This is a genomic window from Methylobacterium bullatum (assembly GCF_014845095.1).
Classification (GTDB): Bacteria; Pseudomonadota; Alphaproteobacteria; order Rhizobiales; family Beijerinckiaceae; genus Methylobacterium; species Methylobacterium bullatum.
In genome coordinates this window covers 16,222-42,796 of record NZ_NKUG01000083.1, presented here as the reverse complement: position 1 = coordinate 42,796, position 26,575 = coordinate 16,222, and the positions used below count along the sequence as shown (strand labels likewise).

General features: G+C 67.0%; 23 protein-coding genes. 8 read left to right on the top strand and 15 right to left on the bottom strand.

Features of this window, described 5'->3' with window-relative positions:
- The 3 genes from MBTS_RS13040 to MBTS_RS13030 form a co-directional block, all read right to left on the bottom strand.
- Window positions 1-277, bottom strand: a 277-nt coding sequence (locus MBTS_RS13040; RefSeq protein WP_192215814.1) for a PsiF family protein, incomplete at its 3' end; no start/stop codon positions are given.
- 216 nt (window positions 278-493) lie between these two features.
- Window positions 494-1,174, bottom strand: a complete 681-nt coding sequence (locus MBTS_RS13035) for a response regulator (RefSeq protein ID WP_056141172.1) — start codon at window positions 1,172-1,174, stop codon at window positions 494-496.
- A gap of 94 nt (window positions 1,175-1,268) precedes the next feature.
- Entirely contained in the window at window positions 1,269-1,532 is a 264-nt protein-coding gene (locus MBTS_RS13030; protein WP_018045570.1) for a hypothetical protein, read from the bottom strand.
- A 668-nt stretch (window positions 1,533-2,200) separates the two neighbouring features.
- Between MBTS_RS13030 and MBTS_RS13025 the strand changes: the two genes are divergently transcribed.
- From MBTS_RS13025 to MBTS_RS13005, 5 genes are all read left to right on the top strand, one after another.
- Entirely contained in the window at window positions 2,201-2,926 is a 726-nt protein-coding gene (locus MBTS_RS13025) for a Crp/Fnr family transcriptional regulator (protein WP_192215813.1), read from the top strand.
- A 634-nt stretch (window positions 2,927-3,560) separates the two neighbouring features.
- Entirely contained in the window at window positions 3,561-4,292 is a 732-nt protein-coding gene (locus MBTS_RS13020; protein WP_056141181.1) for a Crp/Fnr family transcriptional regulator, read from the top strand.
- A gap of 34 nt (window positions 4,293-4,326) precedes the next feature.
- The gene (locus MBTS_RS13015) at window positions 4,327-4,581 is read left to right on the top strand and encodes a DUF6894 family protein (protein ID WP_056141185.1); all 255 of its coding nucleotides are present in this window, start codon (window positions 4,327-4,329) and stop codon (window positions 4,579-4,581) included.
- Window positions 4,582-4,859: 278 nt separating this feature from the next.
- Window positions 4,860-6,491: an alpha-D-glucose phosphate-specific phosphoglucomutase gene (locus MBTS_RS13010; RefSeq protein WP_192215812.1), complete on the top strand. Its 1,632-nt coding sequence runs from the start codon at window positions 4,860-4,862 to the stop codon at window positions 6,489-6,491.
- A gap of 137 nt (window positions 6,492-6,628) precedes the next feature.
- Window positions 6,629-7,399: an SDR family NAD(P)-dependent oxidoreductase gene (locus tag MBTS_RS13005; protein ID WP_192215811.1), complete on the top strand. Its 771-nt coding sequence runs from the start codon at window positions 6,629-6,631 to the stop codon at window positions 7,397-7,399.
- Between the two features lie 111 nt (window positions 7,400-7,510).
- On the opposite strand, the gene MBTS_RS13000 is transcribed toward MBTS_RS13005, so the two are convergent.
- The 3 genes from MBTS_RS13000 to MBTS_RS12990 form a co-directional block, all read right to left on the bottom strand.
- Complete coding sequence (locus tag MBTS_RS13000) at window positions 7,511-7,819, bottom strand: cupin domain-containing protein (RefSeq protein WP_147832256.1); 309 nt, start codon at window positions 7,817-7,819, stop codon at window positions 7,511-7,513.
- 69 nt (window positions 7,820-7,888) lie between these two features.
- Complete coding sequence (locus MBTS_RS12995; protein ID WP_192215810.1) at window positions 7,889-9,439, bottom strand: GMC family oxidoreductase; 1,551 nt, start codon at window positions 9,437-9,439, stop codon at window positions 7,889-7,891.
- Window positions 9,436-10,902 (bottom strand): alpha/beta hydrolase, encoded by a 1,467-nt coding sequence (locus tag MBTS_RS12990; protein WP_192215809.1) that lies wholly within the window; start codon window positions 10,900-10,902, stop codon window positions 9,436-9,438. Before MBTS_RS12990 ends, MBTS_RS12995 begins: the two co-directional genes overlap by 4 nt.
- A 451-nt stretch (window positions 10,903-11,353) precedes the next feature.
- Between MBTS_RS12990 and MBTS_RS12985 the strand changes: the two genes are divergently transcribed.
- Window positions 11,354-12,421 (top strand): sensor histidine kinase, encoded by a 1,068-nt coding sequence (locus MBTS_RS12985; RefSeq protein WP_147830777.1) that lies wholly within the window; start codon window positions 11,354-11,356, stop codon window positions 12,419-12,421.
- The gene (locus MBTS_RS12980; protein ID WP_147830775.1) at window positions 12,418-12,876 is read left to right on the top strand and encodes a response regulator; all 459 of its coding nucleotides are present in this window, start codon (window positions 12,418-12,420) and stop codon (window positions 12,874-12,876) included. The genes MBTS_RS12985 and MBTS_RS12980 overlap by 4 nt, the downstream gene beginning before the upstream one ends.
- A 60-nt stretch (window positions 12,877-12,936) precedes the next feature.
- Here the strand turns inward: MBTS_RS12980 and MBTS_RS12975 are convergent, their stop codons facing one another.
- From MBTS_RS12975 to MBTS_RS12955, 5 genes are all read right to left on the bottom strand, one after another.
- Window positions 12,937-15,690 (bottom strand): PAS domain-containing protein, encoded by a 2,754-nt coding sequence (locus MBTS_RS12975; protein ID WP_192215808.1) that lies wholly within the window; start codon window positions 15,688-15,690, stop codon window positions 12,937-12,939.
- A gap of 224 nt (window positions 15,691-15,914) precedes the next feature.
- Complete coding sequence (gene glnT, locus MBTS_RS12970; RefSeq protein ID WP_056141203.1) at window positions 15,915-17,213, bottom strand: type III glutamate--ammonia ligase; 1,299 nt, start codon at window positions 17,211-17,213, stop codon at window positions 15,915-15,917.
- Between the two features lie 87 nt (window positions 17,214-17,300).
- A complete protein-coding gene (locus MBTS_RS12965; protein ID WP_018045583.1) occupies window positions 17,301-18,662 on the bottom strand; it encodes an FMN-binding glutamate synthase family protein in 1,362 nt (453 codons plus the stop codon).
- Window positions 18,662-19,351, bottom strand: coding sequence for a protein glxC (locus MBTS_RS12960; protein WP_018045584.1), 690 nt, complete (start codon window positions 19,349-19,351; stop codon window positions 18,662-18,664). The genes MBTS_RS12965 and MBTS_RS12960 overlap by 1 nt, the downstream gene beginning before the upstream one ends.
- The gene (locus MBTS_RS12955) at window positions 19,351-20,244 is read right to left on the bottom strand and encodes a class II glutamine amidotransferase (RefSeq protein ID WP_192215807.1); all 894 of its coding nucleotides are present in this window, start codon (window positions 20,242-20,244) and stop codon (window positions 19,351-19,353) included. Before MBTS_RS12955 ends, MBTS_RS12960 begins: the two co-directional genes overlap by 1 nt.
- Before the next feature lie 435 nt (window positions 20,245-20,679).
- Here MBTS_RS12955 and MBTS_RS12950 point away from each other — a divergent pair, with 435 nt between their 5' ends.
- The gene (locus MBTS_RS12950; RefSeq protein ID WP_056141207.1) at window positions 20,680-21,285 is read left to right on the top strand and encodes a helix-turn-helix domain-containing protein; all 606 of its coding nucleotides are present in this window, start codon (window positions 20,680-20,682) and stop codon (window positions 21,283-21,285) included.
- 14 nt (window positions 21,286-21,299) lie between these two features.
- On the opposite strand, the gene MBTS_RS12945 is transcribed toward MBTS_RS12950, so the two are convergent.
- The 4 genes from MBTS_RS12945 to MBTS_RS12930 are packed head-to-tail and all read right to left on the bottom strand — an operon-like array spanning window position 21,300 to window position 26,513.
- Window positions 21,300-21,917, bottom strand: coding sequence for a sarcosine oxidase subunit gamma (locus MBTS_RS12945; RefSeq protein WP_192215806.1), 618 nt, complete (start codon window positions 21,915-21,917; stop codon window positions 21,300-21,302).
- Entirely contained in the window at window positions 21,910-24,948 is a 3,039-nt protein-coding gene (locus MBTS_RS12940) for a sarcosine oxidase subunit alpha family protein (protein ID WP_192215805.1), read from the bottom strand. Before MBTS_RS12940 ends, MBTS_RS12945 begins: the two co-directional genes overlap by 8 nt.
- Window positions 24,945-25,232, bottom strand: coding sequence for a sarcosine oxidase subunit delta (locus tag MBTS_RS12935; protein WP_056164073.1), 288 nt, complete (start codon window positions 25,230-25,232; stop codon window positions 24,945-24,947). Before MBTS_RS12935 ends, MBTS_RS12940 begins: the two co-directional genes overlap by 4 nt.
- A gap of 30 nt (window positions 25,233-25,262) precedes the next feature.
- A complete protein-coding gene (locus tag MBTS_RS12930; RefSeq protein WP_147830763.1) occupies window positions 25,263-26,513 on the bottom strand; it encodes a sarcosine oxidase subunit beta family protein in 1,251 nt (416 codons plus the stop codon).
- Between the last annotated feature and the right edge of the window lie 62 nt (window positions 26,514-26,575).

The following is a 26,575-nucleotide window of genomic DNA, read 5'->3' as shown; positions in this document are numbered from 1 at the left end:
CTCCGGGGGCGTCGCCGCCCTTCAGGCAGGATTTGATCAAGGCATGCCGGTCGGCCTTGTCGGAACCGGCGGATTTCGCCTCCTCCTTGCACGCCTTGCGCGCGTCGACCTTGCAGGACTTCATGAACGTCTTGGCTTCGTCGCCCTTCAGGCCCTTGGCCTTCATCTCCTGCTTGCAGGCCCCGATGCGGCCGCCGACGGCGGCGGAGGCTTCCGTCACCGGCAATCCGGCGAGCATCCCGACAACCAGGACGGACTTCAACGTCGAACTCATCATGATCGTACTCGCTTCATCGGATGGAGAGGTGGGTCCAGGCAGAGGCGGGCCGTGATCGATGGGCCGCCCCGCCTCGTGTCATCGCTCAAAGCGCCGCGGCGCGGCTCCGTCTTCGGCCATGCCCGCCATGGATGCAACGCCCAAGCCCCCTCCGGTCCGTCCCCCGCGCGGGCACATTGCCGTGAGGGAGATCCGCGACGAGGGGGCGCCTTCGGCTCATCCGGCCTGAGGCATCCGGATCTGATCGAAATCGAGCAGGGCCGTCTCGATCACGATCTGCGTCCGGCTGATGACGTCGAGCTTGCGCAGGATCTCGGAGACATGGGCCTTGACGGTGGAATCGCCGACCTGGAGCTCGTGCGCGATCTGCTTGTTGAGCTTCCCCTGCCGGATCATCAGAAGGACGCGCAGCTGCTGGGGCGTCAGGCGGGCGATCCGCTCCGCGAGCTGGGTCGGAGGGGCCGAGCCGGCCGCTTCATCCGACAGGGCGGCGGGGATCGACAGACCTCCGCCGAGCACGTCGGCGATGGCCCGTGTCAGCGTCGCCTTGTCCACCGCCTTCGGTACGAACCCGGCCGCGCCGTGCTGCAGCGCCTCGCGCATGATGCGCGGGTCGTCGAGGCCGGACACGACGAGGATCGGCACACGCGGGAAGCGGGAGCGGATCGAGACGAGCCCCTCGAAACCCAGGACGCCCTGCATCGAGAGATCGAGCAGGACGAGATCGACGGTGCCGGCTGCCGCCAGGACCGCCATGGCGGCGGCGATCCCCTCGGCCTCGTCGATGACCGCTTCGGGAAAGGCGAGCTTGACCGCGCTCGCCAGCGCGTCGCGAAAGAGCGGGTGGTCGTCGACGATCAAAAGATGCATGGCCGCTCCGCCGCTGCCCTCTTCCATCGCAGATCCCCCGCACGCCCTCGGCGATCCTATCAGATCCCCGCCGGGCACGCCAAAGCGGTGGGAGGGCCGGACCCCGAGGGCCCCGGCACCGTCACGGCGCCGTGATCTTGACGCCGGTCTTCTCCACCTCGGCCCGGACCATCGTCTTCGTCTCGACGGGAGCCACGGACCAGGCCACCGCACCGATCAGGCACAGTGCGGCGAGGCTGTAGGCGAACCCGTGCATCACCCTCATCAGGCCGAGGAGGAGCGGAATGAGCGACAGCGCCATCGCCATGGTCGGATTACCCGTCAGGTAATAGACAGAGGCGAATGCGATGACCGACATGATGATCGCTTTGAGGAAGTTAGGCACGCATCTCTCCGTTCCGTGAAGCCACTGACGCCGAGGGTCCGATCGCTCGAAGTCTCCTCGGTCGATCCGACCCCGGAGGTTCCCCTCCGAGGGACTTATGCCGGAACGGTGACAGTTGACGCATCCCTTCCCCCAGGAGGCAGGACGCGACGACATTCCCCGCCCGACGACCCGCCGGTGCCTCGCTTCCTGCAGGGAAGGGAGGGCCGGGACCACCCCTTGCCGAACAGACCGCCCATGCGCGGCAGCGGGCCCGATGGACGGCGTTCGCCCACCCGCCATCCGCACCGGCGAGAACAGGCAATTCCCGCGCCGATGCGGCGGTCATCGACGCGCCGGCCCGCGACCGCGCTCGCAGGCCGGCCGTGCATCCTTGCCGCACGATGGATTCGGCCATCGGGAGAACCAGGCCGAACCGGTTGAATTGAAAAATTGAAGCGAACCGGCAAGAATATGAACGACCCCGCACGGTCCGGCATGGAGGACTTGACGGAGCGCTGCATACAAGTCAGATGTACGATTACGCACGTAAAGTTTCAGGGACGACGAATTTCATCAAATGAATATGCTTCATTTGTTGAATTTGCAGCTGCGTTGCTATGTCATGATCAACCTCCGGCGTTGATGAGCGGCTCATAACTGCGACGTCGTCTCCTCAGGGCGCATGCATGGCCATTTCCTCCCAGCACACGATCCGCAACAACCTCCTCTCCCGGCTGCGAGCGGACGATCGAGCGGCCATCCTGGCTGCTCTCGATCGGGTCGAGCTCAAGCGGAAGGACGTCCTTGCCCAGCCGAACGAACCGCTGACCCATGTCCATTTCCTGGAGACCGGAGTCGCCTCGGTCGTCGTCGGCACGCGGGACCGCCGGCGGATCGAGGTCGGCATCATCGGCTCCGAAGGCGCGACCGGCCTGCCGCTGCTGTTCGATGTGGATTCCACGCCCCACGAAACCTTCATCCAGATCGAAGGCGAAGCCTTGCGGATGAGCAAGGACGCATTCATCGGCCTGATCGAACAAAGACCCGCGTTCCGCAGACTGATGATGCGCTACGCCCACATCTTTCAGCTCTTCACGGCACAGACGGCCCTGTCGCACGGCAGCTATACTTTGGAAGAGCGGCTGGCCCGCTGGTTGCTGATGTGCCACGACCGGGTCGAGAAGGATGAATTTCCCATCACCCATGAGTTCCTGTCCGTCATGCTCGGTGTCCATCGCCCGGGCGTGACGACGACGATCCATATCCTCGAGGGGGCCGGCACCATTCGGGCGCGCAGGTCCCACATCGAGATCGTAGATCGGCCGAAACTCGAACTCATCGCGGGCGACAGCTACGGCATACCGGAGGCCGAGTATCGTCGCCTCATCACGGATGACGTCGCACTAGGGTAATGAATAGTGGGCGCCTTGAGGCCCGACCGATGGCGGACCGCACGGATCCCCATTCTATAAGAGCGTTCATCCAGGCAGGGCGAGACGCCGGAGAGCGTCGCGTTCGTCCGCAGCGAAGGCGATGTTCCGCGCCAAGACAATAAAACGACCCTCATTACCCCGTTATTTATTTGCCATGACGCAGTACAGCCGGAAGATCGCCTTCGACGCAAAATTCAATCCGATCCATCCCTCTCAAGAGTGGTTGCACGGCCGGCTGAATACTGAATTCATGCGTCGACGGGGCCGCACCCATTCGACAAGGTCACGCTTAAATTCGTCTTGTTGTCTGTCGAGGGCGAAGGTGCGGCGAAATGTCGACACGACTTTATGTGTTCGGATCGGGCAGATGCGCGAACAGGTCCATACATACCTCGGGACATTCGCAGACCATTACGACCGAGCCGGAAGACGGAATCCGAGGCTGGACTACGACTTTGGTACATGGTCGATTGCTTTAAGATAATGATCTTTTGCACGTTCATGCCATCATGGCTCGTTGAAGTCGCATCAAGAAAGATGTTACTTCTGAGCAGATTTCGATGCTTATCGATAGAGATATTGAACATTGTCGAGGAATAGAATCTCGAATACGATGGAGAGCGTGTTCAATCCGCTTGTCCAGAAGCTCGAAGGCTTCGTTGCGCTCGACGAAGCCGACAGGGACGTGCTTCATCGGATCACAGCCATCGCCCGCGACGTCCCCGCCCGCACCAACCTCGCCCGTGAAGGCGAGCCGCACAACGACATCGTCCTCATCACCGAGGGGATCGGGTGCCGGTTCAAGCAGCGGGCCAACGGCGCCCGCCAGGTCACGGCCTACCTCGTGCCGGGGGACACCTGCAATCTCGACATCACCCTGTTGGACCGCCTCGATCATACGATCGCGACCATCTCCGCCTGCAAGGTCGCGCGCATTCCCGCCCCGGCCCTCCGGGAGATCATGGAGAACCATCCGGCGATCGCCCGGGCGCTGCGCATCTCCGCCTTGATCGACGAGGCGACGCTGCGCGAATGGCTGGTGAATATCGGCTGCCGTTCGGCCCTCGAACGGATCGCGCATCTCTTCTGCGAACTCCTCGTGAGGCTGCGGGCCGTGGGCCTCGCCACGGAAGACAGCTGCGATCTCCCCATGACCCAGCACGAGCTCGCCGATACGACGGGGATGACGACCGTGCACGTGAACCGATCGCTGCAGGAGCTGCGGCGCCGGGGATTGATCGAACTCAAGGGCAAGAGTCTCAAGATCCTGGACTGGCCCAGGCTGAAATCCCTCGCCGAGTTCAAGGCCGGCTATCTTCGCGTGGAAGGGCAAGCCGTGAGCTGAGCGCCCGTCGGGTCGTCACGGCAAGGAGGTCGGTATGCCGCGTTACTTTCTGAACCTGCGCGATCGCGACGGGCTTCATCGCGACTTCGACGGAGACGTGTTCGACTCCATGGACGAGGTGCGCAACGACGCCGTAATCGGCATCAAGCAGATCGTCGCCGACGCGCTCGGCGGCGGCGCGACGTTGAGCGAAGCCCTGGACCGCTCGTTCGAGGTGGTCGACGAGGCGGGTATGACCGTCCTGACGATCTCGTTCGCCGAAGGCGTCGCATCGCGCTCCACGCCCTGAAGGAGGGACAGGTCACTCGAGGCCGGGTTCGCATTGGAACGGCGCCCGAGAATCTTTCCCCGACACCGTGCTTTGGGTGGTTGACCGGTAGGGACCAGCCGTTGTGTTGTCCCCGCCGACAACGCAACTGGGTTCACACATCTCCTCGACGGCTGCTTTCTCGAGCCGACGGCATCGATATGAGGCGCGGCAGGCCACCTCTTCCTGGAAGGAGAGGGACCCCGTCGTACCCGCGAGAGGTGTGAACATCGCAGGCCGACAACGAGGGGCTTTCGCGGATGACTTCGAGGCACGTGCCGACTTCGCCATTCTCCGACCAGAAGCCGGGGACGTCGGGCCTTCGCAAGAAGGTCCCCGTCTTCCGGCAGCCCCGCTACGTCGAGAATTTCGTCCAATCCATCTTCGACATCATCCCCGACCGCGAGGGCGCGACCCTGGTGGTGGGCGGCGATGGCCGCTTCTTCAACCGCGAGGTGGTGCAGACGACCCTCAAGCTCGCCGCCGCCAACGGCTTCGGCCGGGTTCTCGTCGGCAGGGCTGGTCTCCTCTCCACCCCGGCGGCCTCCTGCGTCATCCGCAAGCACGGGGCGATCGGCGGCATCGTCCTGTCGGCGAGCCACAATCCCGGCGGACCGGATGGGGATTTCGGGATCAAGTTCAACGCCGCCAACGGCGGTCCGGCGCCGGAATCCGTCACCGCAGCGATCTACGAGCGCACGAAGGCGATCACCGAGTATCGCATCGCCGACGCGGCCGATCTCGACCTCGACACCGTGGGCGAGGCGAGGATCGACGGCATGGTGGTGTCCGTCATCGACCCGGTGGCCGATTACGCGGCCCTGATGCAGGAACTCATCGACTTCGACGCGATCCGCCGCCTGTTCGCCTCCGGCTTCCGGATGCGGTTCGACGCCATGAGCGCGGTGACCGGCCCCTACGCCACCGCCATCCTGGAGGGGGCGCTGGGCGCCCCCGCCGGCACGGTGGTGAACGGCACGCCGGAGGAGGATTTCGGCGGCCACCATCCCGACCCCAACCCGGTCCACGCCCACGAGCTCTACGAGCTGATGCTGGGCGCGGACGCGCCGGATTTCGGCGCGGCCTCGGACGGGGACGGCGACCGCAACATGATCGTGGCGCCCGGCCTCTTCGTCACCCCGAGCGACAGCCTGGCGATCCTTTCCGCCCATGCCCATCGCGCGCCGGGCTACGCCTCCGGCCTGGCGGGCATCGCCCGTTCGATGCCCACGAGCCGCGCCGCCGACCGGGTCGCCGCCTCGCTCGGCATTCCCGCCTACGAGACTCCGACGGGCTGGAAGTTCTTCGGCACCCTGCTCGATGCCGGGCTCATCACCCTCTGCGGCGAGGAGAGCGCCGGCACCGGCTCGAACCACGTCCGCGAGAAGGACGGGCTCTGGGCCGTGCTGCTGTGGCTCAACGTCCTGGCGGCGACGGGCAAGCGCGCCGACGCCATCGTGCGCGAGCATTGGGCCGCGTTCGGCCGCGATTACTACACCCGCCACGATTACGAGGAGATCGAGTCCGAGAGCGCCAACCGCCTCATGGAGGGGTTGCGCGCGCAGCTCGCGAGCCTGCCCGGCCGCCGGATCGGCGACCTCACCGTCTCCACGGCGGACGATTTCCGCTATGTCGACCCGGTCGACGGCTCCGTGACGGCGCAGCAGGGCATCCGCATCAGCTTCGCCGAGGATGCCCGTGTGGTCTACCGGCTCTCCGGCACCGGCACGGCGGGGGCGACGCTGAGAGTCTATATCGAGCGCTACGAGAACGCCCCGGACCGGCTCGACCTGACGCCGGATGTCGTCCTCGCCCCTGTCGTCCAGGCGGCGCGCGACATCGCCGACATCGCCGGCATCACGGGGCGCAGCGAGCCGAGCGTCATCACCTGAGCCCGGGGAGCGACGCCCCTCCCCGCCGATGCCGCACCCCGGGAACCGGGTTTTACCGTGCCCATTGTCCTGAAGATCACGGGTGATCGCCGGCCACGTGATGCCCGCGCACCCCTTCTCGCACAGATGGGACAGACATGAAGTTGCAGGGCAAACGCGCTCTGATCACCGGGGCGGATTCCGGTATCGGACAGGCTGCGGCCGAGTTGTTCGCGCGCGAAGGCGCGGACGTGGCGATCACCTACAACACCGACGCGGACGGCGCGCGGGAGACCGCGCGCCGGGTCGAGGCCGCCGGGCGCACATGCCTGGTGATCCAGGACGATGTCGGCGACCCGGCCTCCGTCGAGGCGACCTTCGCCAAGGTGGCGGCCGAGTTCGGCGTCCTCGACATCCTCGTCAACAATGCCGGTCAGGCCATGAGCGGCATGCCGGTGGCCGAGATGGATGACGGCAAACTCGAGCAGATCCTGCGGGTCAATCTGATGGGGCCGGTCTTCTGCGCCCGCTCCTTCATCAAGGTCCGGCGGGCCAATGGCGGGCGGGGGAAGATCGTCATCGTCTCCTCGGTGGCCCAGCACCTGCCGACGCCGGAAAGCGCACCCTACGGCATGTCGAAGGCCGGTGTCGGCTCCCTCTGCCGGAGCCTGTCGCGCGAGCTCGCCGAGGACAAGATCAACGTCAACAACGTCGCCCCCGGCCTGATCGAGACGCCGATGACCAGCGACCGGTTCGAGAACCCCGAGAAGCTCGAAGCCTCCCTGGAACGCATCCCGTGGCACCGCGCCGGCCAGCCCGACGAGATCGCCAAGGCGATCCTCTACCTCGCCTCGGACGATGCCGATTACGTCACCGGCCATACCCTCGTGGTGGATGGTGGCCTGACCATGCAATGGGGCGGCGCGTAGGGCGGGTCTCTCTTCGGGAACGGGATAGCGAAAAGGGCCGGATCGTGATCGATCCGGCCCTTCTCATGTCTGGTCTCACGCCGCCGCCTTGGGTGCGGCGGGTATGAAAGGCTACGCGGCCGGCGGGGCGGTGGCCTCGACGGCCGTGAACTCTTCGAGGATCGTGTAAGTATGCTCGGCCCCGGCCGGGACGAGCCAGGAATCGCCGGGCTCCAGGGTCACGGTCTCGCCGCCGACCGTGAGTTCGGCCCGGCCGGAAATGACGTAGCCCACCGTCTCGTAGGGTCGGCTGGCGCTCGGCTTGTCGTCCGTCGGCGGCTCGTGGCGCCACATCCGCATGGCGACCCGCTCACCCTTGGCGAGGCCGATTTCGCCATGCGCACCCGCGCGGGCATTCTTCGTGGAAATCTTCGTGGTCATGGCGCTTGAAACCTCGTCGCGTTGCGGTGAATCCAACCGGGGAATGGCGGTGGCGTTCCTCAGGAATCGTCAGGAGGGATGGCCCAGGAACGCCTCGGCCGAGCGCAGGGCCAGGGCCATGATGGTCAGGGCCGGGTTGGCGGCGAGCGAACTCGGGAAGGTCGATCCGTCGCTGATCCAGAGGTTCGAGATTTCGAAACTCCGGCCATGGGGATCGACCACGGCGCTGTCGCCGCTCCGGCCCATCCGGCACGTCCCGATCGTGTGCGCGACGCGCTCCAGCACCCAGATGTCGGTGGCGCCGGCGGCTTCCCAGATCGCCGTCATGGTCCGCGTCGCATGGGCGTTCAGCCGGTCCTCGTTGGAGGAATAGCCGAAATCGATGCGCGCCTTGCGCATCCCGAACGCGTCCACCTCGTCGGCGAGGACCAGCACATTGGCGTCGCAGGGCAGGGTCTCACCGTTGATCCCGATGCCCGCCATGTGGTTGTAACGATTGAGATGTTCGGTCAGCGCCCGCCCCCACAGGCCACGCCCCCGCGCCACCGAGTTGCCCCAGGTGACGGGCAGGACGCCGAGACTCTGCATCAGGTAGCCGCCCGCGAAATCCGCATCATCGGGCCGGACCATGTCCTCGCTGATGAGCGAGGAGGGATAGCCCCGGTTCATCCGCATCTCGGCCTCGAACGTGCCCCAGACCTGGGTCGCCACATGGCCCATATAGTTGCGCCCGACCTGGCCGCTGCCGTTGGCGAGCCCGAGATGCAGGAGGAGCCGGGGCGTCTCCACGGCGCCGGCGCAGAGGTAGACCGCCGCGCAACGCTGCCGGTGATCGACGCCGTCGTGCCGGTAAATCACGGACGTGATCCGGCCCTCGCTGTCGCGATCGATCCCGTGCACGCGACAATCGGGACGGATTTCCGCGCCGTTGGAGACGGCATGCGGCAGGTAGGTGACGTCCATGCTGGTCTTAGCGCCATTGCGGCAACCCTGGTGGCAGTATCCGCAATTGATGCAGCCCCGGCGCAGGGCACCGCCCTCCTGGGGGAAGTCACCCGAGACAACGGCTGCCGGTGAATCGGCTGTCCGGATGCCGAGCCGGTCGCACGCTTGGCCCATCACCTGCGCCGGCCCGTTGCGCGGGACCGGGGAGAGAGGATAGCGCCGGCCAGGATCCCAGGGGTACTGGGAGGGGCCGGACACGCCGATAAACGCCTCGACGCGCTCGTAGAACGGCCGCAGGTCATCGTAACCGAGGGGCCAATCCACCCCCATCCCGGTCTCTGAGTGAAGACGCAGGTCGCGCTCGTCGGCGCGAGGCGTGAAGGCGCCCCAATGCAGGGTGGAGCCGCCCACCCCGGTGCCGCTGTTGTTGGCGCCGAAGGCCTCCGGCGTCGAACCGCCGCTGAGGCGCTCCTCGGTCCAGTAGATCTCGTCGGCGAGCGTCTCGTCGAAGGCAAATCGCGCGGGGTCGAAGTTCGGCCCCGCCTCCAGGGCGACGACCTTGAGCCCGGCCGCCGCGAGGCGGGCGAGCACCGGCGCGCCACCCGCGCCCGTACCGATGACGACGACATCGACGATGTCGGTGGTTGCGTAGCGACGCATCGCATCGAGCTTCATCGTCCGGTCTCCCCGAGGGTAGAGGACTTTTGCAGAGCGGAGGACTCCCAGGGTTCCGGGTCACCGATGCCGACGCGCACGAAGCCCGGCAGGGTTTCCGCATCGTCGCCGCCCGCGCCAATCCCGGAAAAGCCGATCCGGGCGAGGCTTGCGGGGTGGGCGAGATAGATCCGCACTGCGTCGCTGCGCAGATCCTCGAACCACAAGGTCATCTCTTCGGCATCGAGCCCATCCACCGGCACCTCATGCGACAGCGGCTCGCCGGCGGCGGCGGCCTGCAGGAAGGCGTCCTGCTCACCGCCGTCGAGGCACAGGAAGCCCGTCGCGTGGACGGACCGGGCGGCGGCATCCAGGGTTCGCAGGGCGGCGCGGTAGGCCGCTCCGTCCGCCGGCAGCTTGGCAAAACGCCATCCATCCCCGGTTCCGGCAGCGAGCCGAGCCTCGATCTGCGCTGCGATGTCGATCCGGCCCGTGCCGTCCTGCGGCAAAACCCTGTCCACGACGGCGCGAAGCTGCGCGAGCTCGACCGGGTCGAGGTACACGGGCCGATCGGCCGAGCCGTCGGGTTCGGCCCGAGCGAGGAGCGCCGCGCGCAGGCGCGTGTTCACCCGGTCGGATTCGATCAGCGCGCGATAGGGCTCCGGCACGGTCGGTGCCTCGGACTTCAGGAGCGGTTCCTCGGAGGCGAGACCCGCGATGAGGCTGGCCACGGCCTCCGGCCGCTCCAGCGGCAGCAGGTGCCCTGCGCCATCGAGAGCAACCAGCCGGCCATGGGCCAAGTGGGGAAGGGTCAGAGCCTTCTGCGCGGCGGTGCCGAGATCGGCATCCTCGGTTCCGCCGACGACCACGGCCGGCATGCGCAGGATGCCGATCCGGCGGCTCCAATCCTCGCGGGAGCCGTCGCGCAGCCACGCCGTCCAGGCGGCGGGAGAGGCGCGCAGAACGTCCTCGACCGCGCGGGTCCGAAGCGGCTCGCCGAGGGGAGAGCCGGTATTCTGGTCGACGAACTCTCCGGCCTTACGGCGACGGGTCTCCGCATCCGCTGAGATCCATTCCATCATCTCCCGCCGCTTGTCGTCGGACATCGGCTCGGGGCTCGGCGGTGAACCGCCCAGCAGCACCAGCCCGGCGAGCCCCGCCAGATCCGGTGCACCATCCTCGGCGCGCCGGGCGAGGGCCAGGGCGACCTTCGCACCCATGCTATGGCCCGCGAGATACCATCGACCACCGGGATCGGCGGCGGCGATCCCCGCCGCCACATGATCCGCCATCGCCGCCACCGAATAACCGGACACGGCGGCGGCATCGCCGAAACCGGGCAGGTCAAGAGCCACAATGCGAGCGACGCCATCGAGAAGAGCCGCGACCGGCTCCCATTCCCGCGCGCTTCCCCCAAGGAAATGCAGGCAAACCACCGTGCAGGGGCCGGGGATGGTAGTGTGGGGGGCGGGAGAGTTTGGCATGCGCCGGGAACTCGGGCGGATCCCATGTCGATCAAGAGTCTCATCCCCATCCCGGCTTGCGGCATGGCGTCCGACCGTCCCCCATACGATCCCGGCCCGACCTGCAATACGGGGCCGATCCATCCATCCCCCCCTCCTCAGTCAGGAGAGTAGGACCGACGCGATGCGATCGTCCGGCACGACGGCGCTGTGCCATCCCAGAGAATTCTCGCTGCCGTCTGCGTTTCGACACCGGATCGCTTGCCGAAGCCCGTGGCGCGGAACAAACCGCCGCCCCTCACGCTTTCGCATGTCGGTGCGCGGGGATATCGGGGATCGGCCGATCTTTCCTCGCCGAACCCTATCGAAGCCGTTAGGATATTGCGGTGCGCCATCGGGTGCCCACCCAACCTTGCAGAGAGCCTGCCTCGTGCCGACCCGGCCGCCACTCGTTTCCTCCGCCGAAGCCTCGATGTCCCTGCCGACCCTGCGCCGCGGGTCACAGCTCCACGAGACCGAGCGCCGGCTGAACGCCGTGCTCAACAACGCGTCGGTGGCGATCTTCCTGATGGATGACCGGCAGCACTGCGTCTACATGAACCGCGCCGCCGAATTGCTCACCGGATTCAGCGTCGGAGAGGTGCTCGCGCGCGACTGTCCGCTGCACGACATCGTCCACCACACCTACCCCGATGGCCGTCCGTTCCCGTTAGAGGAATGCGCCATCGACCGTGCCTTCCCCGAGAACAACCAGGAACGCGGTGAAGAGGTGTTCGTCCACAAGGACGGGCATTTCTACCCCGTCGGCTTCACCGCGAGCCCGATTCGCGACGATGCGGCCAAGATCATCGGTACGATCATCGAAGTCCGCGACATCACGGAGGAGAAGGCGGCGGCCGAGCGGCAGAAATTGCTGACGAACGAGCTGAACCACCGGGTGAAGAACACCCTGGCCACCGTCCAGTCCATCGCGGCGCAGACTTTCCGCAACGTCGCCGACCAGCCGGCCCGCGCCGTGTTCGATGCCCGCGTCGTGGCGCTCTCGGACGCCCACAATGTCCTGACGGAATCCAATTGGGAGAGCGCCAGCCTCATCGGTGTCGTCGAGCGGGCGATCGCACCCCATGCGGTCGCGGAGACCGACGGGACGCGGTTCAACATCACCGGCCCGGATACCCGCCTCCACCCCAAGGTCGCCGTGACGCTGGCGATGGCGTTGCACGAATTGATGACCAACGCCGCCAAATACGGCGCCCTCTCGGTTCCCGAAGGCCGCGTCTCAGTGACATGGACGCTGACGTCCGATGGCGGGCGCGAACGCCTGTCCCTCACCTGGACGGAGACGGGCGGCCCGGAAGTGATCCCTCCGACCCGCAGGGGTTTCGGCTCGAGGCTCATCGAGCGGCAATTGCCGCTGGAATTCGACGGCAGCGCCGAGATCGATTTCGCACCGGCCGGACTCGTATGCCGCCTCGACATCCCACTGACCGCGCTGGGTTGGCATGGACAGGATGTCGTGACGGGGCGTCCGGTCTCATGAGTATCCTGGAGGGACGCCGGGTCCTGCTGGTGGAAGACGAAAGCCTTGTCGCGATGCTCGCCGAGGACATGCTTATCGATCTCGGCTGCGAGGTCGTTGTCGCCATGCGCCTCGACCAGGCGCTGCGGCGGCTTCAGGCCGGCGACTTCGATGCGGCCGTCCTCGATGTGAATCTCGGCGAAACGCGCAGCTATCCCGTGGCCGATCAGCTGTTCGAGCGCTGCATCCCGTTCCTGTTCGCAACAGGTTACGGCTCGGCCGGACTGGAGCCGGCCTATCAGGCTGTGCCCGTGATGCAGAAGCCGTATCAGAAGGATCAGCTGGAGGCGCAGCTCCGGCATCTTCTCACCTGCGAGGCGGTCTCGCGGGGAGCCGACAGCGGCGCCAGGGTGTTCACCTGCGGCTGCGCGCTCAACTCCAAGGATCCCGGCGCGGCCCAGATCCGCGCAGACTGAGGCCGGCCCTGCCCGGCATCCGCTTTTCGGGAGAGCGGCATCCGCTTCCCTGCTATCGCCTCAACGGAAGTCGGGCGGCGTATCCACGGCCTGCAGACCTTTCAGCGACGCTTCGAGCGTACAGACCACACCGGCCGTGCGGTAATCGAGGGAGACCTCGCCGCCGAAATTGCCGGCAAGTCCCCGCCCGATCAAGCGTGTCCCGAACCCCGTGCGGGTGGGCGGACTGACCGGCGGCCCTCCGGCCTCGATCCAGCGCAGCAGCACCTGATCGCCGCCCTCGCCCTCGCTCCGACAGATCTCCCAGACGATGGAGACGCTGCCTTTGGCGGTAGAGAGGGCGCCGTACTTGGCGGCATTGGTCGCGAGCTCATGGAGGATGAGGGCCAGCGACATCGCGGCCTTGGCACCCACATTCAGGGCCGGCCCGCGAAGGGAGAAACGGTCTGGCTTGTCCTTGTGAGGCTCCAGGGCACTTTCGATCAGCGTCTTCAGGGGCGTATCGCCGAGCGACCCGCCCAGTAGCAGGTCGTGCGACTTGCCCAGCGCGATCAGACGTCCTGCCAGCACCTCCTTGGCGCTCACGACATCGGTGGCGTTCCGCATGGTCTGAGTGGCGATGGATTGCACCATCGCCAACATGTTCTTCATGCGGTGGCTGAGTTCGAGATTCAGGACGCGCTGCTGCGCCTCCGCCTCAATCCGCGCGATGGCGGCACGTGTCCGGTCGGCGATGTTGCGGATGAACCCGATTTCTTCGGTATTCCAGGCGTGCGGGACGTCCTTGGCTGCGTAGAATACGGCGACGAATCGTCCGTGCTCCATGACCGGCAAGTCGACGAACGAACGGATGCGGATGTCGTTCAGCGAAACCGCATCCGATGCGGTGCGCGGATCCGCGGCGGCATCCTCGATCAGAACCGCCGTTCCAGCCTTCAGCGCGTCGATACACGAGCCGTAATCCCGAAACTCGCGGGCTCCGTCGATGCCGGGGAAGCCCGGCGCCGACCACCCTCGACCGACGACGATGGTCTCGCGCTCCTGGTCCACGGCTCCGTAACCGGAATGGGACAGTCCCAGGGTCCGGCCCGTGATCTCTGCCGCGACGAACGCGATCGCTTCCGGGTCGCTCAGGTCGCGCAGGCGGTCGCCGAGTTCCGCGATGGCGAGCCGGCGGGTCTCGCCCTGCTTGCGTTCGGTGACGTCGAGGAAAAGGCAGCTGAACCGCTGGCCGCTTTCGTGTCCGGCGCGGACCTCGAAGGTCCGGCCGAGGCCGGGCACGGTGATCTCGAACAGGCTCGGTTCGCCGGTATCGACCACGCTCGCATAACGGTCGATCAGCCCCTGGTCGATCTCGGGAACGAGCTCTCGAACGGTACGGCCGACGCTTTGCTCCGACAGGCCCGATTGCCGGGCGAAGGCCGGGTTGATCTCCAGGAAGCGGTAATCGCAGGCCCGCCCGGCCCCGTCGCGAACGAGTTCGCCGAGGAAGAACCCTTCCTGCATGCTGGTGAACAGGCCCCGCCAGCGCGCCTCGCTGGCGCTGATCCGCTGCTCGGCGGTCTTCTGGACGGTGATGTCGCGGGAGACCGAGAGCAGCCGCTCGGGGCGTCCTTCGGCATCGAGGATCGGGGTGACTTGCACGTCCCACCAGCGGGGATTGCCCGCCATGGTGTTGGCCTGACCCTGGAAATGGCCCGTTCCCCCGGCCTTGGCGGCAGCAAGAGCCGCATAGGCGTCGTCATTGCCCTGGTTCTGCCAGAAATCCGGCCAGGGACAGTTCTGGATCGCGTTGAAGTCGCTCACCTCCATCACCCGCATCCCGCCCTCACTCATGAAGGTCAGGCGGTTGTCGAGGTCGATCACCTTTATGCAATCGGCCGACGAGGCGAGGACGCTGCGCATGAATTCCGCGTCGTCGCGCTGCTTCTGGTTCGCGAGGCGCTGTTCCGTGCGGTCGCGCAGGATCTTGATGAATCCCTCCGGATGTCCGTCCTCGTTCCTGAGCGGCATCATCTCGCCGAGGCCCCAGAACAGGGTCCAGTCCTTGCGCCGGTGCCAGCGCTCGTCGCTAGCCCGCCCGTGCAGCAGTGCGGCACCCATCTCCTGCTCGGGAGCGCCGGTCTCGACATCCTCGGGCGTGAAGAAGACATGGGCGGGCTCGCCGAGCATCTCGGCCTCGCTCCAGCCGATGACGCGTTCCGCGCCGGTGTTCCAGCTCGTCACCCGGCCGGACAGATCCAAGGAGATGATGCCGTAATCGACGGCGCTTTCCAGGATCGCCTTGTTGAGCCGGTCGCTCTCGCGCCGGTCCTGCAGGGCACGGCGCAGTTCGAGCAGGGCCATCACCTGCTTGGCCAGCGTCTGCAGGATCAGCTTCTGCGCCGCGGTCAGGCTGTTCGGTTTTGTGTCGAGGACGCAGAGCGTGCCGAGGGTGACGCCTTTCGACGTCTGCAGAGGCACACCGGCATAGAAGCGCACATGCGAGTCGCCGGTGACCAACGGGTTCGCTGAGGTCCGTTCGTCGCGGGTCGTGTCGGGAATCACGAACACCGCGTCCTGCTCCTGGACGGCATGGCGGCAGATCGAAGAGGAGATCGGGGTCTCCCGCCGACCGAAACCCGTCTCGGCCTTGAACCATTGGCGGTCGCCGTCGAGCAGGGAGATCAGGGAAATCGGCATATCGCAGGCCGCCGACGCGGCCTTCACGATATCGTCGAAATCCGCTTCGGCCTCCGTATCGAGGATGCCGTAGCGCACGAGGGCCGCACGACGGTCGGCCTCGATTCCTGCGCTGCTGTCGTCGTGGTCCACAGAGCTCTTCCCGCCCGTCGTCGTCTGTTTCGGACCGAAAAGCCGAGATCAGCCGGTTCATGCACCCAAATCTCGGGACCGGCAACCGGAAGCGATATGTCCTTCAGTCTGGTTCTAATCAAGCATGATCCCGCCGGAATCCCTTCGGCCGGGAACCCCTTCCGCGCGAGGGCGGGGGCAACTCGCGCGACTTTCCCCGTCGGGACCGGCGGGTGGTCCGGGCTTCAGCAGTCGAGCGTGGTGTCGCGCTCCCACTGGGTGAGGTGGCGCGAATAGGCGTTCCATTCCTCGGTCTTGAGCTTGAGATAGCTCGGCACGAACGAACCCAAGGCCTCGTTGAGCACGTCGCATTTCTCGAGGGCCCGCATGGCGTCCAACATGTTGAGCGGCAGACACTTGACGCCCTCAACCGTATGGCCGTCCGTGTACATGTTGATGTCGAGGCGCTGGCCCGGATCGCGGCGGTTGCGCAGGCCGTCGAGGCCGGCGGCGAGGAGGCCCGCCTGGAGCAGATAGGGATTGGCCGCACCGTCGGCGAGGCGGAACTCGAAGCGCCCGCCATCGGGGATGCGGATCATGTGGGTACGGTTGTTGCCCGTATAGGTCACGGTGTTGGGAGCCCAGGTCGCGCCGGACGTGGTGCGCGGGGCATTGATGCGCTTGTAGGAATTTACGCACGGGTTGGTGATGGCGGCCAGCGCATCGGCGGAGTGGATGAGCCCGCCGATGAAGTGGTAGCCCTCCCGCGACATTCCGATCTCGTCCGACGCATCGGCGAAGACGTTGCGGTCGCCCTTCCAGAGCGAAACGTGGGCGTGGCAGCCGGAGCCGGTCAGGTTCATGAAGGGCTTGGGCATGAAGGTCGCGCGCAGGCCGTGCTTCTCGGCGATCGAGCGGGTCATGTACTTGAAGAAGGCGTGCCGGTCGGCGGTGACGAGGGCGTCGTCGTAGTCCCAGTTCATCTCGAACTGCCCGTTCGCGTCCTCGTGGTCGTTCTGGTACGGCTTCCAGCCGAGTTCCAGCATGGCGTCGCAGATCTCGGTGATCACGTCGTAGCGGCGCATCAGGGCCGACTGGTCGTAGCAGGGCTTCATCTGCCGGTCGGCCATGTCCGCCGGCTCGGAACCGTCCGGCGTGATCAGGAAGAACTCACACTCGACGCCGGTCTTCATCTGCAAACCGTCGCGGGCCGCCTCGGCGATCAGGCGCTTGAGGATGTTGCGCGGCCCCTGCTCCACCGGCTTGCCGCCCATGACGAGATCGGCGGGCAGCCAGCCCACCTCCGGCTTCCAGGGCAGCTGGATCAGGCCGGCGGCATCGGGCACGGCGAGGAGGTCGGCATCGGCCGGGCTCATGTCGAGCCAGGTGGCGAAGCCTGCGAACCCGGCGCCGTTTCTACAGGTGCTGGCGATGGCGGCGGCCGGGACGAGCTTGGCGCGCTGCGTGCCGAACAGGTCCGTGTAGGAGACGAGGAAGTACTTGATGCCGCGCTCTTTCGCGACGGTTTCGAGATCCGTGTTCATGGCGTCACCCTGCGTTGAATCGGGCGGCCCGCTCGGCCGTGCTGTCGAAGGGAAAGGCCGCCCCCGTGGGACGGCCCTTCGTTGTGCTCAGAAGCCGGTCTTGCCCGGAATCCAGCCCGTGCCGGCCATCGGCACCTGCGCCATGGCGGCGGCCTCGATGGTGAGCGCCACGAGGTCCTCGGGTTCGAGGTTGTGCAGGTGGCTCTTGCCGCAGGCGCGCGCGATGGTCTGCGCCTCCAGGGTCATCACGGCGAGGTAGTTGGCCAGCCGCCGGCCGGCGAGGACGGGGTCGAGGCGCTTGGCCAGTTCCGGGTCCTGCGTGGTGATGCCGGCGGGATCCTTGCCCTCGTGCCAATCGTCGTAGGCTCCGGCGGTGGTGCCGAGGGCCTGATAGTCGGCCTCCCAGCGCGGATCGTTGTCGCCCAGCGCGATGAGCGCCGCCGTGCCGATGGCGACGGCGTCGGCGCCGAGCGCCAGGGCCTTGGCCACATCGGCTCCCGAGCGGATGCCGCCCGAGACCACGAGCTGCACCTTCCGGTGCAGACCGAGGTCCTGCAGCGCCTGCACCGCGGGGCGGATCGCCGCCAGGATCGGGATGCCGACATGCTCGATGAACACGTCCTGCGTTGCGGCCGTACCACCCTGCATGCCGTCCAGCACGACCACGTCGGCGCCGGACTTGGCGGCGAGCGCGGTGTCGTAATAGGGCCGCGAGGCGCCGACCTTCACGTAAATCGGCTTCTCGCCATCGGTGATCTCACGCAGTTCCTCGATCTTGATCTCGAGGTCGTCCGGCCCGGTCCAGTCCGGATGGCGGCAGGCCGAGCGCTGGTCGACGCCCGGGGGCAGACAGCGCATGCCGGCGACACGCTCGGTGATCTTCTGGCCGAGCAGCATGCCGCCGCCGCCGGGTTTGGCGCCCTGGCCGATGACGATCTCGATCGCATCCGCCTTGCGCAGGTCGTCCGGGTTCATGCCGTAGCGCGAGGGCAGGTACTGGTAGACCAGCGTCTGCGAATGCCCGCGCTCCTCCTGCGTCATGCCGCCGTCGCCGGTCGTGGTCGAGGTGCCGGCCAGCGTCGCCCCGCGCCCGAGCGCTTCCTTGGCCTGGGCCGAGAGCGAGCCGAAGCTCATCCCCGCGATGGTGATCGGGGTCTTGAGGTGGATCGGCTTCGAGGCGAAGCGTGCGCCCAGCACAACCTCGGTGCCGCAGCGCTCACGGTAGCCCTCCAGCGGGTAGCGGCTGATCGAGGCGCCCAGGAACAGGAGGTCGTCGAAATGCGGCAGCTTGCGCTTCGCACCCGCGCCACGGATATCATAGATGCCGGTGGCGGCGGCGCGGCGGATCTCAGACATCACGTCGGGGGTGAAGGTCGCCGAGAAGCGGGGCTTGGTGCGCGGCAGGGGACGCGCATCCTTGAGGGTCGGGTCCTTGGGAGTCTCGGCCATCAGTAGGCTCCGGCGTTGTCGACGTTGAAATGATAGAGGCGGCGGGCGGAGCCGTAGCGCCGGAACTCCGACGGGCTGACCTCGCCGGCGAGGCCGGCGGCCTGGAGCTTGGCGTAGAGCTGCTCGCGGTGCTCGTCGCGCATCTCCTTCTCGATGCAATCGGCGCCCAGACTCTTGACCGAGCCGCGCACGTAGAGCCGCGCTTCGTAGAGGGAATCGCCCAAAGCCTCGCCGGCATCGCCGAGCACGGTGAGAGTTCCGGCCTGGGCCATGAAGGCCGACATGTGGCCGATCGAGCCCTTCACGACGATGTCGATGCCCTTCATCGAGATGCCGCAGCGCGCGCCCGCATTGCCGTCGACCACGAGGAGGCCGCCATGCGCCGTGGCGCCGGCCGACTGGCTGACGTCGCCGCGCACATGGACGAAGCCCGACATCATGTTCTCGGCGACACCCACGCCCGCATTGCCGTTGATCACGACACTCGCGAGCTTGTTCATGCCGGCACAGTAATAGCCGACATTCCCCTCGATCTCGACGGAGATCGGCGCATCCAGGCCCACCGCGATGGCGTGGCGGCCATCCGGACCGGTGATGGTCCAGTGGGTCTCGTTGGTGTCGGGGCGCAGGGCGTGCAATGCCCGGTTGAGGTCGCGCAGGGGCGCCTGGTTGAGATCGTAGGACGACATCAGTGACGCTCCCAGGCGTAGACCTTGGCGGGTTCGGGTTCGAAGACGCGGGCGGAGGCGATCCCGGGTAGACCCACGAGGGCCCGGTACTCGGAGCCGAACGCCACGTAGTCGTCGGTCTCGGCCATCACCGCCGGCTTGCAGGCGATCGGATCGCGCACCACGGCGAAGCCCGTCTCGGTGCCGACCACGAAGGTGAAGAAGCCGTCGAGATCCGACAGGCTCGATTCCAAGGCCTGCTTGAGAGACGCGCCCTCTCGCATGCGCCAGCTCAGATAGCCGGCCGCGACCTCGGTGTCGTTCTTGGTGGCGAAGGTGAGCCCCTCGCGCTCGAGGCGGCGGCGCATGTCGTTGTGGTTCGACAGCGAGCCGTTATGGACCAGGCATTCGTCGATGCCGGTGGAGAACGGGTGCGCACCGTTGGTGGTGACCGCGCTCTCCGTGGCCATGCGGGTATGGCCGATGCCGTGGGTGCCGGTCATGCCGGCGAGATCGAACCGCGCGGCGACGGCGGCCGGTAGCCCGACCTCCTTGTAGATCTCCATCCGCCGGCCGGCACTGACCACATCGATGCCGGGAGCCTCGGCACCGAGAAAGCCACGCACGTCGCCCTCGAGAGCCGCCGGAACGTCGATCACCGTATGGGTGTCGCGCGCCACCGCCTCGACGCCGCGCCCCAGCCGGCTCTCGAGGTGGGCTACCGCGTCGGCGAGCGATGCCCTGTCGGCTCCACGCAGGGTCAGCTTCACCCCGGCCCCGCCGGCTCCGTAGACGGCAAAGCCCGCACTGTCCGGACCACGCCCCGTCATCGTCTCGAGCATCGTCGACAGCAGAGACCCCAGACGAGGCTCCAGATCAGGATTCTTCAGAAACAACCCGACAATACCGCACATACTTGGTCTCCACGCCGACCCGTCCCTTGAAAGGACTGGTCGCATGGATCACCCGCAGGGGTCAATCTCGGGAACAATTATTTCTTCAAAAGAAACACGGTAGGCGGGCGGTCGCTGGGCTCGGGAGCGCATGGAGGTAGAGAGTGCAACGGATCGGGGTTCCGGCGCACCGGCAGCATGCTCCACGCATCGCGATGACCGCTCGTGATGCCACATAGTCATGCACGGCCTGAGGACTTACACTTCCTCGACGGAGACATGGCCGCCAACCGCACGCCCTCGCGCCCTCTTCGGCGAGAGCCGACGCGCCTGCGAAAGGTCCGTGGCGATCGCTCCTCGCTGGAGATCGACGACCTGTCGTGATGGAATCGGCGGTGCCGAGGAACAAGACGTGCTTTCGAACGACCGACGTTGCGATGAGATTGCTTGGAAACGATGCTGAACACTGCCTCCAATGCACCGACCGATCAGGAACGAAGCCTCGAGCGGGCATTGGGCCACCAGATCCGGCACCTGCGTCGCGAGCGGGACCTCTCCGTAGTTGATCTTGGAACAGCCGCCGGGATCTCGCCAGGCATGATCTCCAAGATGGAGAACGGGCAGATCTCACCGTCCCTGTCGTCGATCAATGCCGTCGCGAAGGCCTTGAACGTGCCCATCACCGTGCTGTTCTCGGCTTTCGAGGAGAGCCGCGACTGCTCCTTCGTCAAGCGCGGACAGGGTGTCGTCATCGAGCGGCGCGGGACGAAAGCCGGCCATCTCTACGAGCTTCTGGGGGCGGGCCTGCGCGGTGAAATCGTCGTCGAGCCCTACCTGATCACACTGGAAAACGATGCCGAATCCTATACCGGGTTTCGGCATGCGGGGACCGAGTTCATCTATATGCTGACCGGCGAAGTCGTCTATCGTCACGACAAGCACGATTACACGCTTCAGCCGGGAGACTCGCTGCTGTTCGATTCGGCGGCGTCCCACGGGCCGGCCAAACTGATCAAGACGCCGATGACCTACCTGTCCATCATCGTCTACCCGCGCGGCTGAACCACCGCCTCGGTTCAAGGCGTCGAGTTGCGCACGTCGTAGCCGAACTCGTCCGCGGCATGGCTCAGCCACGACCAGACGCTGCCGGCGAAGCTGCGTGCCACGGCGAGATCATAGGTGGGGGAAGTGTCCCGCTGCCAGACCTGTGCGCCCATATGCGCAAGGGCGGTGACGGCGACCTGCCCTGGCTGGAAGGCACGGGGATGAAGGTCGATGGCGAGGCCCTTGGCGAGGAACGCGCGGGCGTCCGGCCCGGACACGCGGACGATCGCGCGGGCGTCGCTCTGGTCCGTGACCGCAGCGAGCCCCTGCAAGGCCTGGACAAGGCCGGCCATCTCCCTCGGCGTCTCGAACAGCGCGAGCCATTGATCCGGTCCGGACCAGACCAATCCCCGCTCTCCCGTCAGGCTGGCGGTACCGGTATCGGGCAGCGACCAGCCGAAGCGCTCGTCCAAGACCTGCCGCAGGGCGTCGGTCCGGCCCTTCACCGCGATCAGCGTTGCGAGGCCGAATTCCTCGCGCAGGGTTAGACGGAGGCCGGGCTCTCCGCCCGGACGTCCGTGCCGACCAACCGGTGCGATTCCCGCCCAGGCACTTCTCGGCCGCCATGTCGTCTCGATAGCATCAGACACGCAGCTTCTCCTCTTTCGGGTCGACGAAGACCGGTGAGCAGATCTCGACTTCGATATCCCCGTCGCGCACCGGATCGTAGGCGCGCACCCGTGTCCCATGGCGCTCGGGGCCGCGGCGGATCAGGCCGAGCCCGATCCAGTGGCCGAGGCTCGGTGAATAGGCGACCGAGGTCATGGTGCCCTCATCGGCCGCGAGGCTCGGGGCAGCACCGATGGCGAGGAAACGTGCCCCCGCGCGTAGGCGCTGGCTGCGATCGACCGGGCGGAAACCCACGAGGATCGGCCGCTCGGGATCGACGAGGGCCGGGCGTTCCTTCATCAGGCGGCCGATATAGTCCTTCTTCTTGGCCAGCATGCCGCCGAGGCCGATGTCGCGTGCCGTCGTCTGGCCGTTGATCTCGGCACCGGCCGCGTGGCCCTTCTCGATGCGCATCACCGAGAGCGCCTCCGAGCCGTAGGCCGTGATGCCGTGGGCCGAGCCCGCCGCCATGACCGCCCGCCAGGCGGCATCGCCATATGCCGCCGGGACGGCGAGTTCATAGGCCAGCTCGCCCGAGAACGAGATGCGGAACAGCCGCGCGGGGATGCCCCCTCCGACCGTGACGTCGGCGCAGGCCAGGAAGGGGAAGGCCTCGTTCGACAGGTCGAAACCGGGATCGACGATGCCCAGCAACGTGTCGCGGGCGCGCGGGCCGGCTACGGCGTATTGCGCCCATTGCTCGCTCACCGAAACCATCTGCACATCGAGTTCAGGCCACAGCCATTGGTGGCAGAATTCGAGGTGCTGCATGACCTTTCCAGCGTTGGCCGTAGAGGCCGTCATCACGAAATGGCTCTCGCCCAGCCGCGCGATGGTGCCGTCGTCCAGGACGAAACCGTCCTCGCGCAGGAGTACGGCGTAGCGCGCCTTGCCCACAGGCAGCGTGCCGAAGGGATTGGCGCAGACCCGCTCGATGAGGGCGAGGGCGTCCTGGCCCTGGATGTCGATCTTGCCCAACGTCGTCACATCGCAGACGCCCACATGGGCGCGCACCGTGTTCACCTCGCGATTGACCGTTTCCAGCCAGTCGTTCTCGCCGGCCTGTGGGAAATAGGCCGGGCGGAGCCACAGGCCGGTCTCGACGAAGACCGCCCCCTGCTCCTCGCACCAGGCATGGGAGGGGACGTGCCGGGTCGCGCGGAAATCCTTGCCCCGGTGATGCCCGGCGAAGGCGCCGATGGCGACGGGAGTGAAGGGCGGCCGGAACATCGTGGTGCCGACGCTCGCGACCGGCTGGCCGGTGAGCTCCGCCATGATGCCGAGCCCGGCGAGGTTCGAGGTCTTGCCCTGGTCGGTGGCCATACCGAGGGTGGTGTAGCGCTTCAGGAGCTCGACCGCGCGGAAGCCCTCCCGATGGGCGAGTTCCACATCGGAGGCGGCCACGTCGTTCTGGAAATCGACGAAGGCCTTGCCCTTCGAGACCGGCACGCGCCAGAGCGGCGTATGGGCGATACTCTCGGGGTCGGTCTTCGGAATCTCAGGCGCGGCGCCGGCGAACCCGCAGGCTGAGGCGGCCTCCGCACCGGCCCGGCCGCCGGTCTCCAGGCAGGAAGCGAGGGTGAAGGCTCCGCCCGCCGCCCCGACGGCCACCATGCCGGAGGGAAGCGCACCCGGCACGAAGGCGTGGATCGCCTCGTCCCAGACCGGGCGCCGCGACAGATGCGAATCGAGATGCACGATCGGGTTCCAGCCATTGGCCATGGCGAGGCAGTCGCAGGCGATGGTCTGGCGGCTGCCATAGGTGTCCACCACCTCGATCGCCTCCAGGCCGAGATGCCCCTTCGTGCCGGTGACGTAGCCGTCGCAGATCACCTGCGCGCCGGCTGCCTCGGCCGCCCGGCGCAGGTCGGCCGGCACCGAGGCGCGGGAATCGATCACCGCCGCCACCTGCCCGCCGGCCGCGACGACATCGGCCACGGTGCGCCAGCCGTCGTCACCAGAGGTGAATACGGCCACGTTCCGCCCCGGCAGCACGCCGTATCGGTTGAGGTAGGTCCGCACCGCGCCGGCCAGCATCACGCCGGGCCGATCGTTGCCGCCGAAGACGTGCGGGCGCTCGATGGCTCCGGCACCGAGGATGGCCTGCCTTGCCGTGATCCGCCACATGCGCTGGCGCGGCGCATGGGCGGGTGGCACGGCCAGATGATCGCCGACGCGCTCGACCGCCCCGTAGGCACCGTGATCGTAGACCCCGAACAGGGTGGTCCGGGGAAGGATGCGCACCTCCGGCATGGATTCCAGTTCGGCGAGGGCATCCGCCACCCAATCCGCACCGGATCGCCCGGCGATCTCGCGCCGGTCGGCGAGCAGGCGCCCCCCCATCCGGTGATCCTCGTCGACGAGGATGACGCGCGCACCCGAGCGTCCGGCGGCCAGGGCCGCAGCGAGCCCGGCCGGTCCGGCCCCGATCACAAGCACGTCGCAGAACGCGAAGGCCTTGTCGTAGGTGTCGGGATCCGGCGCGTGCGCGGCCCGGCCGAGGCCGGCGGCGCGGCGGATCATCGGCTCGTAGAGCTTCTCCCAGAGAGCGGCCGGCCACATGAAGGTCTTGTAGTAGAAGCCCGCCGCGAAGACCGGCGCCGCCAGGGCGTTGACCGAGAGGGCGTCGTATTTCAGTGACGGCCAGCGATTCTGGCTCGACGCCTCCAGCCCCTCGTAGAGTTCGGCCACGGTGGCGCGGGTGTTCGGCTCCCGGCGCGCGCCCGAACGCAGCTCGACGAGGGCGTTCGGCTCCTCCGAACCGGCGGTGAGGATGCCGCGCGGGCGGTGGTACTTGAACGACCGGCCCACGAGCCGCACGCCGTTGGCCAACAGCGCCGAGGCCAGGGTATCGCCCTGGAACCCACTGTAGCGGCGGCCGTCGAAGGTGAAGTCCAGGGGGCGGCGGCGGTCGATCATCCCGCCGGTCGCGGTGCGAAAGTCCTGGCCGGTGAAAGTTGCTGGCGCGGCAACGCGCGGGAGGGCGGTGTCCCGAAGGGTGATCGTGGTCATGCGACCTCTCCTGTCCGGCGGCTCAGCGCGACGTCGCGGGCGGAGGACACCCCGGTGATCTCATGGGTTCGCGTATCCCGGTCGACCACGAGCCAGGAGCGGCAGCCGGCGCCGTGATACCAGAGCTCGCGATGGGGGCCGGCCGGGTTGTCGCGCAGGTAGACGTAGTCGTGCATGGCGACGGGCTGCGCTTCCATGCCGTCGGGCCGGATCGGCGCGGCGTCGCCGAGATAGCTGAACTCACCGTTGTCACGGGGCCCGCAATGGGGGCATCGGATACGCATGATCGTCGTTCCCTCAATCCAGATCCGCGCTCAATGCAGGTTCGGCTGGGCGCCCATGCCCTTCTCGTCGATGAGATGGCCGGTGGCGAAACGGCCGAGTCGGTAGGCGGCGGCGTCCTCGTGAGACGTGTCGCGGGCGATGAGATGGGCAAAGCAGAAGCCCGCCGCCGGGGTCGCCTTGAAGCCGCCGTAACACCAGCCCGCGTTGAGATAGAGGCCGTCGATCGGTGTACGGTCGATGATCGGACTGCCGTCCATGGACATGTCCATGATCCCGCCCCAGTGCCGCAGCAGGCGCAGGCGCCCGAGGCCCGGCCACAGGGCCATGCCGCCCTCCATCACGTCCTCAATCGTCGCGAGGTTGCCGCGCTGGGCGTAGGAATTGTAGCCGTCGATATCGCCCCCGAAGACGAGGCCGCCCTTGTCCGACTGGCTGACGTAGAAATGGCCGGCCCCGAAGGTCATCACAGTGTCGATGAAAGGCTTCACGCCCTCGCTGACGAAGGCCTGGAGCACGTGGCTCTCGATCGGCAGGCGCAGATCGGCCATGGAGGCCAGCAGCGATGTCGAGCCCGCCACCGAGAGCGCGACCTTCCTCGCCCGGATGAAGCCACGGCTCGTCTCGACCCCGACCACCCGCCCGTTCTCGCGGCGGATGCCGGTGACGGCGCAGTTCTGGACGATGTCGACGCCTCGGTCGCTGGCTGCGCGGGCGTAGCCCCAGGCCACGGCGTCGTGGCGCACGGTGCCGCCCCGGCGCTGGAGGAGACCGCCCTTCACGGGAAAGCGCGCATTGTCGAAATCGATGAACGGCACTATTCCCCGAACCCCCTCTCGGTCGAGGAGTTCGGCATCGATGCCCGCCATCCGCATGGCGTTGCCGCGCCGGGCATAGGCATCGCGTTGCGCATCCGAATGGTAGAGATTCAGCACGCCGCGCTGGCTCACCATGGCGTTGTAGTTGATGTCCTGCTCCAGCCCCTCCCAGAGCTTCATCGACCGTTCGTAGAACGGGATGTTGCCGGCGAGCCCGTAATTCGAGCGGACGATGGTGGTGTTGCGCCCGACGTTGCCGGAGCCGACATGGCTCTTCTCCAGCACGGCCACGTTGGTGATGCCGTGCTCCTTGGCGAGGTAATAGGCGGTCGCGAGACCGTGGCCGCCGCCGCCGACGATGACGGCGTCATACTCGGCCTTGGGCGCAGCATCGCGCCATTGGGGCTTCCAATCGCGTTGGCCACGCAGGGCCTGACCCAGGACGCTGAGAAGGGAATAGCGCATGGCGGGACATGCTCCGGGGCTGAATGCGGCGTGTGAGCCTCATCGGTAGCTGATCGCCGGCC

Excerpts from the sequence above, each read along its gene's own strand:
- MBTS_RS12955 (WP_192215807.1), bottom strand. The coding sequence starts at position 20,244 with ATGTGCGGTATTGTCGGGTTGTTTCTGAAGAATCCTGATCTGGAGCCT.
- MBTS_RS13035 (WP_056141172.1), bottom strand. The coding sequence starts at position 1,174 with ATGGAAGAGGGCAGCGGCGGAGCGGCCATGCATCTTTTGATCGTCGAC.
- MBTS_RS13000 (WP_147832256.1), bottom strand. The coding sequence starts at position 7,819 with ATGACCACGAAGATTTCCACGAAGAATGCCCGCGCGGGTGCGCATGGC.
- MBTS_RS12990 (WP_192215809.1), bottom strand. The coding sequence starts at position 10,902 with ATGCCAAACTCTCCCGCCCCCCACACTACCATCCCCGGCCCCTGCACG.
- MBTS_RS13020 (WP_056141181.1), top strand. The coding sequence starts at position 3,561 with ATGGAGAGCGTGTTCAATCCGCTTGTCCAGAAGCTCGAAGGCTTCGTT.
- MBTS_RS12985 (WP_147830777.1), top strand. The coding sequence starts at position 11,354 with ATGTCCCTGCCGACCCTGCGCCGCGGGTCACAGCTCCACGAGACCGAG.
- MBTS_RS12995 (WP_192215810.1), bottom strand. The coding sequence starts at position 9,439 with ATGAAGCTCGATGCGATGCGTCGCTACGCAACCACCGACATCGTCGAT.
- MBTS_RS13025 (WP_192215813.1), top strand. The coding sequence starts at position 2,201 with ATGGCCATTTCCTCCCAGCACACGATCCGCAACAACCTCCTCTCCCGG.
- glnT (WP_056141203.1), bottom strand. The coding sequence starts at position 17,213 with ATGAACACGGATCTCGAAACCGTCGCGAAAGAGCGCGGCATCAAGTAC.
- MBTS_RS12935 (WP_056164073.1), bottom strand. The coding sequence starts at position 25,232 with ATGCGTATCCGATGCCCCCATTGCGGGCCCCGTGACAACGGTGAGTTC.
- MBTS_RS12980 (WP_147830775.1), top strand. The coding sequence starts at position 12,418 with ATGAGTATCCTGGAGGGACGCCGGGTCCTGCTGGTGGAAGACGAAAGC.
- MBTS_RS13005 (WP_192215811.1), top strand. The coding sequence starts at position 6,629 with ATGAAGTTGCAGGGCAAACGCGCTCTGATCACCGGGGCGGATTCCGGT.
- MBTS_RS12950 (WP_056141207.1), top strand. The coding sequence starts at position 20,680 with ATGCTGAACACTGCCTCCAATGCACCGACCGATCAGGAACGAAGCCTC.
- MBTS_RS12940 (WP_192215805.1), bottom strand. The coding sequence starts at position 24,948 with ATGACCACGATCACCCTTCGGGACACCGCCCTCCCGCGCGTTGCCGCG.
- MBTS_RS12930 (WP_147830763.1), bottom strand. The coding sequence starts at position 26,513 with ATGCGCTATTCCCTTCTCAGCGTCCTGGGTCAGGCCCTGCGTGGCCAA.
- MBTS_RS13015 (WP_056141185.1), top strand. The coding sequence starts at position 4,327 with ATGCCGCGTTACTTTCTGAACCTGCGCGATCGCGACGGGCTTCATCGC.
- MBTS_RS13010 (WP_192215812.1), top strand. The coding sequence starts at position 4,860 with ATGACTTCGAGGCACGTGCCGACTTCGCCATTCTCCGACCAGAAGCCG.
- MBTS_RS12965 (WP_018045583.1), bottom strand. The coding sequence starts at position 18,662 with ATGGCCGAGACTCCCAAGGACCCGACCCTCAAGGATGCGCGTCCCCTG.
- MBTS_RS12960 (WP_018045584.1), bottom strand. The coding sequence starts at position 19,351 with ATGTCGTCCTACGATCTCAACCAGGCGCCCCTGCGCGACCTCAACCGG.